The sequence below is a fragment of the Hydrogenimonas sp. genome (assembly GCF_029933015.1).
Classification (GTDB): domain Bacteria; phylum Campylobacterota; class Campylobacteria; order Campylobacterales; family Hydrogenimonadaceae; genus Hydrogenimonas.
In genome coordinates this window covers 1-10,704 of record NZ_JAOZOZ010000054.1, presented here as the reverse complement: position 1 = coordinate 10,704, position 10,704 = coordinate 1, and the positions used below count along the sequence as shown (strand labels likewise).

At 58.4% G+C, this 10,704-nt stretch carries 15 protein-coding genes; 6 read left to right on the top strand and 9 right to left on the bottom strand.

Annotated features, from left to right (window positions below; all coding sequences use genetic code 11):
* The 3 genes from Q1K23_RS05240 to Q1K23_RS05230 all read right to left on the bottom strand — a co-directional run.
* Window positions 1-341, bottom strand: a 341-nt coding sequence (locus tag Q1K23_RS05240) for an adenylosuccinate synthetase (RefSeq protein ID WP_300363032.1), incomplete at its 3' end; no start/stop codon positions are given.
* On the bottom strand, window positions 338-1,192 hold the full coding sequence (locus Q1K23_RS05235) for an ATP phosphoribosyltransferase regulatory subunit (protein WP_300363031.1): 855 nt from the start codon (window positions 1,190-1,192) through the stop codon (window positions 338-340). The genes Q1K23_RS05235 and Q1K23_RS05240, both read right to left, overlap by 4 nt.
* Entirely contained in the window at window positions 1,189-2,313 is a 1,125-nt protein-coding gene (locus tag Q1K23_RS05230; protein ID WP_300363029.1) for an alanine--glyoxylate aminotransferase family protein, read from the bottom strand. Before Q1K23_RS05230 ends, Q1K23_RS05235 begins: the two co-directional genes overlap by 4 nt.
* A 90-nt stretch (window positions 2,314-2,403) precedes the next feature.
* On the opposite strand from Q1K23_RS05230, the gene Q1K23_RS05225 reads away from it, so the two are divergent.
* Window positions 2,404-2,952, top strand: coding sequence for a Uma2 family endonuclease (locus Q1K23_RS05225; protein ID WP_300363027.1), 549 nt, complete (start codon window positions 2,404-2,406; stop codon window positions 2,950-2,952).
* Between the two features lie 10 nt (window positions 2,953-2,962).
* Here Q1K23_RS05225 and Q1K23_RS05220 read toward each other — a convergent pair whose 3' ends face one another.
* The 6 genes from Q1K23_RS05220 to Q1K23_RS05195 all read right to left on the bottom strand — a co-directional run bounded on the left by Q1K23_RS05220 (window position 2,963) and on the right by Q1K23_RS05195 (window position 6,585).
* Window positions 2,963-3,268 carry a hypothetical protein gene (locus tag Q1K23_RS05220; protein ID WP_300363025.1) on the bottom strand — a complete coding sequence of 102 codons (306 nt, stop codon included), beginning with the start codon at window positions 3,266-3,268 and terminating at the stop codon, window positions 2,963-2,965.
* A 54-nt stretch (window positions 3,269-3,322) separates the two neighbouring features.
* Complete coding sequence (locus Q1K23_RS05215; protein ID WP_300363023.1) at window positions 3,323-3,940, bottom strand: YeeE/YedE thiosulfate transporter family protein; 618 nt, start codon at window positions 3,938-3,940, stop codon at window positions 3,323-3,325.
* Window positions 3,933-4,448, bottom strand: coding sequence for a YeeE/YedE thiosulfate transporter family protein (locus tag Q1K23_RS05210; protein ID WP_300363021.1), 516 nt, complete (start codon window positions 4,446-4,448; stop codon window positions 3,933-3,935). Before Q1K23_RS05210 ends, Q1K23_RS05215 begins: the two co-directional genes overlap by 8 nt.
* A 76-nt stretch (window positions 4,449-4,524) precedes the next feature.
* Window positions 4,525-5,307, bottom strand: coding sequence for a UDP-N-acetylmuramate dehydrogenase (locus tag Q1K23_RS05205; RefSeq protein ID WP_300363020.1), 783 nt, complete (start codon window positions 5,305-5,307; stop codon window positions 4,525-4,527).
* Window positions 5,304-5,570, bottom strand: coding sequence for a flagellar biosynthesis protein FliQ (gene fliQ / locus Q1K23_RS05200; RefSeq protein ID WP_300363018.1), 267 nt, complete (start codon window positions 5,568-5,570; stop codon window positions 5,304-5,306). Before fliQ ends, Q1K23_RS05205 begins: the two co-directional genes overlap by 4 nt.
* 148 nt (window positions 5,571-5,718) lie before the next feature.
* The gene (locus Q1K23_RS05195; RefSeq protein WP_300363034.1) at window positions 5,719-6,585 is read right to left on the bottom strand and encodes a menaquinone biosynthesis family protein; all 867 of its coding nucleotides are present in this window, start codon (window positions 6,583-6,585) and stop codon (window positions 5,719-5,721) included.
* Window positions 6,586-6,737: 152 nt separating this feature from the next.
* Here Q1K23_RS05195 and recA point away from each other — a divergent pair, with 152 nt between their 5' ends.
* The 5 genes from recA (at window position 6,738) to Q1K23_RS05170 (ending at window position 10,658) form a co-directional block, all read left to right on the top strand.
* Complete coding sequence (gene recA, locus Q1K23_RS05190; protein ID WP_300363016.1) at window positions 6,738-7,787, top strand: recombinase RecA; 1,050 nt, start codon at window positions 6,738-6,740, stop codon at window positions 7,785-7,787.
* A 139-nt stretch (window positions 7,788-7,926) separates the two neighbouring features.
* Window positions 7,927-9,195, top strand: a complete 1,269-nt coding sequence (eno, locus tag Q1K23_RS05185) for a phosphopyruvate hydratase (RefSeq protein ID WP_300363014.1) — start codon at window positions 7,927-7,929, stop codon at window positions 9,193-9,195.
* Window positions 9,195-9,467, top strand: coding sequence for a hypothetical protein (locus Q1K23_RS05180; RefSeq protein WP_300363012.1), 273 nt, complete (start codon window positions 9,195-9,197; stop codon window positions 9,465-9,467). The genes eno and Q1K23_RS05180 overlap by 1 nt, the downstream gene beginning before the upstream one ends.
* Window positions 9,464-10,168: an AMIN domain-containing protein gene (locus Q1K23_RS05175; protein WP_300363011.1), complete on the top strand. Its 705-nt coding sequence runs from the start codon at window positions 9,464-9,466 to the stop codon at window positions 10,166-10,168. The genes Q1K23_RS05180 and Q1K23_RS05175 overlap by 4 nt, the downstream gene beginning before the upstream one ends.
* Window positions 10,143-10,658: a shikimate kinase gene (locus tag Q1K23_RS05170; protein ID WP_300363009.1), complete on the top strand. Its 516-nt coding sequence runs from the start codon at window positions 10,143-10,145 to the stop codon at window positions 10,656-10,658. The genes Q1K23_RS05175 and Q1K23_RS05170 overlap by 26 nt, the downstream gene beginning before the upstream one ends.
* Window positions 10,659-10,704 lie beyond the last annotated feature (46 nt).

Genomic DNA, 10,704 nt, shown 5'->3' with positions numbered 1-10,704 from the left:
TTCGCCTGGTCGATCAACTGGTGATAGGGGAGGATCAGATGGGCCTTGTCACTGACCCAGAGCCTCCCTTCGAGATTGTCGAACTGGCTCATCTCCTTCATCAGATTGGCCGGGCAGACGACGACGCCGTTGCCGATGATGTTGATCGCTTCGGGATTGAGAATCCCCGAGGGAATCAGGTGCAGCGCGTACTTCTTCCCGTCGGTGACGATCGTGTGGCCGGCGTTGTGGCCGCCCGCGAAACGCGCGACCACTTCGTACTCCTGGGCCAGCATGTCGACGATCTTGCCTTTGCCTTCGTCACCCCACTGCAATCCTACGATAAGATCTGCCTGATTCATCTGTCATTCCCTTTTGTCCGGGCTTCGATCAGCGCATCGGTATAGAGCGCGAATCCCGCCGCGGAGATATCGTCGTTGATAAAGTGTCCGCCGGAAGCCAGCGGTGTATTGTCTCTGAAACACTGGAAAAAGAGGCCGTCGTAGTAACGCATCCGCGCGTAGTAGAGCGGTGCGAGCACGCACTGTTCGCAGCGGCACGCCGCCATCAGCTCCTTCATCGCTTCCAGCTCGGGCCGCAGCACCTCCGGCACCCTGGAGAGCACGGCGTCGAGCTGCTCCATATGCTGCACCCGCGCCAGCTCGCCCAGCCAGGCATGCTCGGTCCCCAGAAGCTTCTCCAGCTGCATCGACGCGAACCACGCCAGCGGGACGCCGAACTCTTCGGAGATGATGACCGGTATGCGGATATTGGAGATCTGCAGGATCGGATCGACCCCGAACGCCTCGAAAAGCGACATCGTCACGTCGAGCACGTCGGCCAGATCGCCGCCCAGCCATTCGGCGCCGATCTGGTTGATCTCCCGGGTCGGGTAGCGGTAGACCGGCTGGATGTAGAACCACTTTTTCTGGCTCGTCGAGCGGCCCAGGCGCTTCGTCACCAGGCGCACCACGTCGATCGTGCTGTCGGCTCTGAGCGTCACCTCCCTGTTCTGGGGGTCGCTCAGGCGCAGCAGCTCCTTCGTGTCACGGACGCTCTGGTGCTGATGGTAGGAGAAAAGCGGCGTGGCGATCTCCTCGAACCCCTCCTTCTCCAGCAGTTCGCTGGCGATACGCTCGATACGGCGCTTCTCTTTGGCCGTTTCTCCGAAGTAGAGCCGGCTTCCCGCCGGAATTTCGTGCGCGAAGATCATGCGTTCTCGTTTGCCGAAAGTGTCGCGTAGTAGACTTCGTTGAAGACTTTGGAAGCCAGTCCGTCGTAGGGTCGCCGATCCATTCTGTCGAAGGCCCATTCGACGGCGTTGACGACCCAGGCGCTCTCGTAGACCGGGATCAGGCCCATCTGGTTGATGCGGAAGAGCTTGCCTTTGAGATGGTCCTGCCCGCCGGCGATATTGACACCGAACTCCGTCTTGAGGATCGAACGGACCATGTTGGCCTCTTCGTCGTAGACCGCGCTCATGGAGAGTGCCGGGGTCCTGGGATAGAGCTGGCACCCGATCGCCTCCAACGCCGCACGGGTCGCCAGCGCCCGGGCCCGGGTCGTGCGGTAGAAGCTCTCGTACCCTTCCGCTTCGATCATCTCCAGAACCTTGTTGAGGCCGATGATCAGCGTCGTCGGCGCCGTATAGGCGGTGGTGTTTTTCCGCTGCTTCGCGATTTCGCCGGCGAGGTTGAAGTAGTAGCCGTTTCCCTCCCCGATCTTTTTCACCGCCGCGTCCGAGAGGCCGATCATCGCCATACCGGGCGGAAGCATCAGCGCCTTCTGGCTGCCGGCGATCAGGGCGTCGATGTGGGTCGTATCGAGCGGTTCGACGCCCACCGCCGTGATACCGTCGGCGATCACCATGATATCGGGGTTTTTCGCCTTGATCGCCGCCGCGATCTCCTCCACCGGATGGCGCAGCCCCCCGGCGCTCTCGCTCACCTGGATACAGAAGGCGTCGATGTCGGGATCGTCCGCCAGGGCCGCCTCCACGTCCTCGACGCTCGCGGGAGTGTCCCAGGCGTACTTGAGCTCCACATGCTCCAGACCGAAAGCTTCCACGATCTTTCCGAAACGTTCGCCGAACTTGCCGGCGTTGACGGTGAGCACCTTCTTCCGGCCCAGATTCGTCACGCACGCCTCCATGGCGCCCGTGCCCGAAGAGGCCAGCATCACGCACTCGTCCATGCCAAAAAGCCGCATCAGACGTTCGCGCGCCTCTTTGAAGATCGCTTCGAATTCGGGGGTTCTGTGATGGATCGTCGGCCCGGCCATCGCCATCCGGACGGCTTCGGGGACGGGTGTCGGTCCCGGAGTAAAGAGCAGCATACCCTACCTTTGCTTGATGAAATTTGGGGTGATTATATCAAATGTAAGCTATAATAGGTTTGAAAAACAGATCGGAAGGAGACCGGGAGTATGGCACTCGCCTACCAGGAACACTACCTCATCGAAGATTACGAGCAGTGGGAAGGGGACTGGGAGCTGATCGACGGCATGCCCTACGCAATGTCGCCCGCTCCCGTGACGGAACACCAATACATCGGCAGTATGATCGTGGGGATTCTCAACGAAAAACTCGAAGAGTGCGAAGCGTGTTACGCCGTCGCCGAAGCGGAGTGGCGGGCGAGAGAGGATACCGTTTTCCGACCCGACGTGATGGTGGTCTGTTCCCGTGAAATGGAGCGCTACAACACCAAACGGCCGGAGATGATCTTCGAAGTCGTCTCCCCCGCCACCGCCAAACGGGACGAACACTACAAGTTCGACTACTATGAAGCCGAGGGAGTGCCCTGGTACACGATCGTCTACCCCTCTCTTCTCATCGCCAAAATCTACAGAAACGTCGATGGAACGTTCAAAAAAGCGGGTGAATGCAAGGATGAGACTTTCGTCTACGAGACGCCTTGCGGAGAGGTCGCCGTCGATTTCGGCAGAGTCTTCAAAAGGCTCCGCAGGCAAAGATAAAGTCTCCTCTTCAGGAGCGCTTCTCCTTCCACTTCTTCTCGAGATCTTCGAGCTCGTTTTTTGAGAGTGCGAGGATGTTTTTGACCATCTCCAGGCTCTCGACACCCCCTTCGACGAGCCCCTTTTTGATCCCTTCGAGGATCTCGGCGAGCAGTTCGGGAAACGAAAGCCCCCGCTCCTTCGCCATCTTTCTGATCTCTTCGAAATCCTCTTTGAGAAACTGAACGATCTCTATGTCGATCTTGACCGACTCTTTCGCGATCTGCGCGATCTGCTTCGCGATCTTTTCGCTCAGTTTTTTCGTTTTCTGCGCCATCTTCCCTCCTGCCGAATCAAAAGGGAATTATAGCCGATCTCGCGAAGATCCGTCTCAGATCTCCACCTTCTCTTCGTGATCCTCGGGATCGAGATACTCGATATTCGGAAGCGCGAAAGCCACGGCGATCAGCGCCAGGCCGTAGACGAGAACGACCAGGTGCTCCTGCCCCTCGAAAAACTGCGGAAGGGTCAGCTCGCCGTAGTCGGGCCCCATGATCGGCTCGAGCCACGGATAGGCCCAGGTAAAAAAGAGCCCGCCGAAAATCCCGCCGATCGCGCCGACGAGGACGTCGATCCGCCCCTCCGCCACGGAGATGGGGCCGGTCCCCGGACACTTGCCGAAGATCGCCATCGCGATCCCGAAAAGCACGGCTCCGATCACGAGCCCTCCCAGCATGACGGGTTTGACGTGGTAGTGCGCCATGCCGATTTCGATCAGGAAGTAGAGAAAGATGCTGGCAAAACCGATGGCGAAAAAGAGCATCTTGGGCACCGTCATATCCTCGAGCATCGCGAAACCCGCGATCTTTTCGAACTTGTCCACCCGCGACCACTGGATGATCGCCCCGAAGACGAATCCGATGAAAAGCACCATCCAGAGACTCCCGTGCCCCTCGGCCGCCACGATCTCGAACATATGCACGAAACGCTGCAGCATCGCGTCAAACATCCTGCGCCCCCTTTCTGTTGTAGAAGAGACGTCCGGTCACGACGAGCGTCACCATGACGATCCCTCCGAAAATCAGACCGCTCACGGCGATCTGGCTGGCACCCGAAAGGAAGTGGCCGCTGGTGCATCCGCCGGCCAGCCGGGCACCCACGATCATCAGAAAGCCCGACACGAAGCTCCAGAAGAGCCGGGAAGCCACCGATCGGTTCTTGCGCTCCTTCCAGAGGGTCGGAAGTACGCTGAAGCGGAAGGTTTTCGTCACGAAGACCGACATGAAAAGCCCGCCGAAAAAGGCGCCAAGCAGCATGACGCCCTCCCAGGCGCCCGCCTTTTCGATCTGTTTCATATATGCGTACTGTTCCGGATCGAGACCGAAAATGAGCCCCGCGAAATAGGGCACGTAGGTGGAGGCGCCGATGGGCCGGTCGGCACCCCAGATCGAAAAGGTGAAAAGTATCAGCACACCCATCATCAGGCCGCCTGTAAACCAGGAGATCTTTCTCGCCATAGAAAATCCTTATCGATTGAATTTGCGGGGATTATACTGAATGGGAGTTCGATTTGTAAAATAAATGATTTTTACACTATCGATCAATAATCTTTATTTCCGGCTCCAGCTCGATCCCGAATGCGTCGCGGACCCTCTCTCGGGCCAGGTCGATCAGGGCGATCGCCTCCCCGAAAACGCCTTGGTCCAGGTTGACCAGAAAATTGGCGTGCATGCCACTGAAGGCCATGCCACCGATGCGATGCCCTTTCAGGCCGACCGCTTCGATGAGCCGACCCGCGAAATCGCCTGGTGGATTTTTGAAAGCGCTGCCGGCGCTCGGCTCCCTGGGCTGGTTGGCCCGCAGCTTCAGAAGCTCCTTTGCAAGCACGGCATCGTAGCCTCTTTCGATGGCGAAGGAAGCCTCCAGGGCGATGCCCGGAAGCTCCGCGTATCGGTAGCCGTGGGGGATCGCCTCCCTGGCGAAAACGCCCCGCTCCGTCGTCACGTCGATCAGCCGGTCGAAGGTTTCGTGCGCCTTCACCCCGGCGTTCATCGCCAGCATCCCGCCCAGTGTCCCCGGAAGTTTGGCGACGAATTCGAAACCGCCGATATCGTGCCGTCTGCAGAAGGAGAGGATCTTTCCCGTCGGCGTCGCCGCCCCTATGATCAGTCGTTCACCCTCGATCTTCAGATAGTCGAAATCCTTTCCCAGCATCATGAGCGGCGGCGGGTCGGAAGAGACGAGGAGATTGTTGGCATGGCCGATCAGCAGCCGGTCCGAAGGGGGCACATCTCCCTTTTCGAGGACGAGCACATCGACCGTCGGACCGATTTTGATACTGGAAAAGCGGGAAAAGTCGATACGGCGGAATCTCAAAAGGCGTAACTCTTGATCATGTCGAAGATGCGGATCGTGAAGTCGATCATCTCGTTCATCATCCAGGGCATCGTGATGATCATGATCAGCGCGACGATGATGATTTTGGGGATGAAGCTGAGCGTCATCTCGTTGATCTGCGTCGTCGCCTGGAAGATACTGATCGCAAGGCCCGCGATGAGCCCTCCCAGCAGCATCGGCAGCGAGAGCATCAGAGCCAGCTTGAGCGTCTGGACACCGAGAGAGACGAACTGCGCTTCCATCCTATCGGCCTCCTTTGGAGGCAATTGAGAATTGAGAATTGAGAATTGAGAATGCAGGAGAGTCGCTCCGCTCCTTTTTATTCACAATGAAAGCCGGCTGCGCCGGCATCCGAAATTCTCCATTCTCCATTCTCCATTCTCCATTCATTCAGGAGTTCCTCTCCTGAATATATTCATGGGGAATCATGAAATCCTCGGCCCGTATCGGGCACTCGTAGAAGCCGTGTTCGTAACCTATGCGAAAGAGGGTATCGAGGGCTGTAAGCTGGGTTTGGTCCATCGTGACGCTCTTGTCGTTGGCGTAGAGGTCGAGGTAGGTGTCGAGAGTCTCGGCGTCGATGCGCACGAGATCGCGCTCGAGGAGCATTTTCGCCAGGATGCCCCGGTGGCGGTTGGCCACGTCGACGGCTTTGATCAGGGCCTCTTCGATGGCGATGGCCCGGGTCAGGGGGATGGAGCGGCGCAGGGCCATGCCGCCCAGAGGCAGCGGCAGGTCGCCACCGGCGAGCTCCTGCCAGATATCCCAGATCTCCCGCTCCACCTCCAGGCTCTCGTCGAAATCGAGGATGCTCTCGTGGATCAGCACCCCCGCGTGCACCTCCCCGCTGAGCACCGCCTCCTCGATCTCCAGAAAATTTTTGTAGACGATCCGCGCCTCCGGATAGGCGATGCGAAAAAGCATGGCGTTGGTCGTATGTTTTCCCGAAAGGGCCACCTTGAAATTCCTGCGCAGGCGGGTTCCCTTCTTTTTGATCAGCTTGGGGCCGTACCCCTCCCCGAAACTGACCGCCGTTCTCAGCAGCGCGAAATCTTCCCGGATTTTCGGGTAGAGGGCGAAGCTGATCGCCGTCACGTCGTAGGTCCCGGCGATCGCCGCCTCGTTGAGGGTTTCGATATCGAGCGCCACGTTTTCAAAGGGCGCGGGCGTACTCACCCAGCCGAACCTGATGGCGTAATACATGAAGATATCGTCCGCGTCCGGCGAATGGGCGATGGTAACGGGATTGGATTTGATTTCTGCGATAGTGTTTCCTTTTTGACAAAGAAGCGCAAAGCGCTTCCCCAATAACCAATGGCCAATACACCAATGACCAAATATCACTTTTTGCAAGATTTTATCAAATTGGTGATAAAATATCCCTAATTTCATTTCAGAACGAGGTATGTATGGATATTGATCCCAATAAACAGAAAGCGCTGGACGTCGCGATCAAGCAGATCGACAAGGCGTTCGGCAAAGGGGCGCTCGTGCGCCTCGGCGACAAGGAGATCGAACCGATCGAGGCGATCAGCACCGGATCGCTCGGGCTCGACATGGCCCTGGGCATCGGCGGTGTGCCCAAAGGCCGCATCATCGAAATCTACGGACCCGAAAGCTCGGGTAAAACGACACTGGCGCTGCAGATCATCTCCGAAGCCCAGAAAGAAGGCAGCATCTGCGCCTTCATCGACGCGGAACACGCACTGGATGTCCGCTACGCCAAAAATCTGGGTGTGGATGTCGAAAACCTGCTGGTGAGCCAGCCCGACTTCGGCGAGCAGGCCCTCGACATCGTCGAGACGATCGCACGCAGCGGGGCGGTGGATGTCATCGTCGTCGACTCCGTGGCGGCACTGACACCCAAAGCGGAAATCGAAGGCGACATGGGCGACACCCATGTGGGACTGCAGGCCAGACTCATGAGCCAGGCGTTACGAAAACTCACGGGCGTTCTCCACAAAATGGAGACGACGGTCATATTTATCAACCAGATCCGTATGAAAATCGGTACAATGGGATACGGCAGTCCCGAAACGACGACAGGCGGCAACGCGCTGAAATTCTACGCGTCGGTCCGCATCGACGTCCGCCGTATCGCGACGCTGAAACAGGGTGAAAACCAGATCGGCAACCGCGTCAAGGCGAAAGTGGTCAAAAACAAGGTCGCTCCCCCTTTCCGCATCGCCGAATTCGACATCATGTTCGGCGAAGGGATCAGCAAAGAGGGCGAGATCATCGACTACGGTGTCAAACTCGACATCATCGACAAAGCCGGGGCGTGGTTCAGCTACAAAGAGACCAAACTGGGCCAGGGACGCGAAAACGCCAAACAGACCCTCAAGGACAACCCGGAACTCGCCGCCCAGATCGAAGAGGAGATCAAGCAGGCGCTGGGCATCGGCAGCACGATGCTGGAGATGAGCGAAGAGGAGATCGCCTCGGCCGGAACGGAGTGATTTTCGGGAACGGGAAACCGTGAACGGGGAACGGAAAAAGGAAGAGATACACGCGGGCCCGCTGCCGAAGCGAACCCGGTATTGACACAGATTGGCGGGCTTCGCCCGACAACCGTATATCAAAAACGAAGGAGAAAAAATGATATTTATCGACGACATTCGGGCCGACGAGGTCATGGACAGCCGGGGCAACCCCACGGTGCGCGCCACGGTGCGCCTGAGCGACGGCACCACCGCCGACGCGATCGTTCCCAGCGGTGCCAGTACCGGCAAACGCGAAGCGCTCGAACTGCGCGACGGCGGTGACCGCTACATGGGCAAAGGCGTCCTCACCGCCTGCGAAAACGTCAACATCAAAATCGCCGACGAGCTGATCGGTCTCTCTCCCTACAACCAGAGCGAAGTCGACGCGATCATGAAAGAGATCGACGGTACGGACAACTACGGCAACATCGGCGCCAACGCGGTCCTGGGCGTCTCCATGGCGGTCGCGCGCGCCGCGGCGACGAGTCTGGACCTGCCGCTCTACCGCTACCTCGGCGGCGCCAACGCCCTGGTCGTACCGACCCCGATGCTCAACATCATCAACGGAGGAAGCCACGCCGACAACAGCGTCGACTTCCAGGAGTACATGATCATGCCCACGGGCTTCGACGAATTCGCCGAAGCGCTGCGGGCCAGCGCGGAGGTCTACCACAACCTCAAAAAGATCCTCCACGACATGGGCCACTCCACGGCACTGGGCGACGAAGGCGGTTTCGCACCGAACCTCAGCAGCAACGAAGAGCCGATCCAGGTGATCATGCAGGCGATCGAAAAAGCCGGTTACAAACCGGGTGAGCAGATCGCCATCGCCCTCGACGTGGCCAGCAGCGAACTGGTGGCCGAAGGCGGCTACCGGCTCGACAGCGAAGACCGCACCGTCAGCAGCGAAGAGCTGATCGAGTACTACGAGCAGCTGATCGCCAAGTACCCGATCGTCAGCATCGAAGACGGCCTCAGCGAAGACGACTGGGACGGATGGAAGATTCTCACCGAACGCCTCGGCTGCAAAGTCCAGCTCGTCGGCGACGACCTCTTCGTCACCAACGCCAGTATCCTCGCCGAGGGCATCGAAAAGGGGATCGCCAACTCGATTCTTATCAAACCCAACCAGATCGGCTCGGTTTCCGAGACGATGCAGACGGTCCGCCTCGCCCAGCGCAACGGCTACACCTGCGTCATGAGTCACCGAAGCGGCGAGAGCGAAGACAGCTTCATCGCCGACTTCGCCGTCGCCCTCAACACCGGCCAGATCAAGACCGGATCCACGGCACGCTCCGAGCGTATCGCCAAATACAACCGGCTTCTGGCCATCGAGCGCGAACTCGGCTACGGCGAATACCTCGGCAAGGTACTCTTCGGCTGATGCCCGACATCGAAGTGGTCCCGACCGGCGAAGGCCGGTCGCTTGCCCTCTTCGGCATACCCGTACAGCGTATCTTTTTCGCTCTGGCGGCAGTGATCGGACTGGGTATCTACGCCGGCGTGCTTCTGTTCGGCCCCAACTCCCTGACGGTTCTGCTGGGGCTCGAGGAGCAGCGCGCCACCTACGAGCGCCACATCAAAATCCTGAAAAAAGAGAATGCCGCTCTTCAAAAAGAGTATTTCGAACTGAAACAACTGGAGCCGGAGCCATGAGATATCTACTTCTTGTCTGTCTGAGCCTGCTTTTTCTCGAAGCACGGGAAAACCCTTTCAAACCGATCATCGACAACACCGTCCTGCCGGTCTCGTCCAACAGGATCGAAAAAGCGCCCCCCTTCAAAGAGGCCAGGATCCAGCTCCCCGTAGATGCGCGTGTCCTCACCTCCGTGGCCGTCTACTACCAGTCCATCGACGGGTCGATCAAAAAAGAGATCATCTCGATCGATCGGTCGATCGATTGGCACAAACCGCTCATCCTCACACAGGAGGAGGTACGGACACCCCCCTCGCGGCCGTCACCGGAAGCGAACGTGACGGCAGCCTCACAGCCCACCGGTACATCTCCTCGCGAAAAAGAGGAGATGAAACGGGAAAAAACGGCCGAAACACCCAAAGCGGTCTTCAAACCCTTTCCTTTCGTGACGGTCGAAATCGAAGGCAAAGAGGTCCACATCATCACGAAAGACGAAAAGATACGATCCCTCCATCTGGTCCACCCCTTCAAGATCGCCGTCGATTTCAAACGCACGACCGGCCGCTTTCTGACCCGCCACAAGAAGATCGACTTTCCGCCCTACACCGATGTCGCCATCGGCAATCACAACGGTTTCTACCGCATCGTCGTCACCTACGACGCCCCCTACAAATACCGCATAGAAAAAACGGACGATGGCTACGTCATCCGGCTGCGCTGACAACATCGTCCTGATCGGTTTCATGGGTGCGGGAAAGAGCACCGTGGGACGGGCTCTTGCCAAGAGGACGGGACGCTATTTTCTCGATGCCGACGCACTGATCGAAACGGCCCAGGGCAAAGCGATCCCCTCCATTTTCCACGACAAAGGGGAGGCCTATTTCAGGGAGCTGGAGAGAGAAAGCGCGAAGTGGCTGGCCGAATGTGTCCGCGGCAGCATCGTCTCCACCGGCGGCGGCATGCCCACCGTCGTCGAGAGGCTGCGGGATATCGGCACCGTCGTCTACCTGAAACTCCCTTTCGAAAAGATCCTTGGGCGCATCACCCCCCAAGAGCGCGAAAGACGCCCCCTTTTCCATGACCCGGCCCATGCGGAGAGACTCTTCAGAGCACGCGAACCGGTCTACGAAAAACAGGCGCAGATCGTCGTCGACGCCGACCGGGACGTAGAGACCATCGTCGAGGAGATTCTTTCGTCGGTAGAGAATTGAGTGTTGAGTGTTGAGTGTTGAGTGTTGAGTGTTGAGTGTTGAGTGT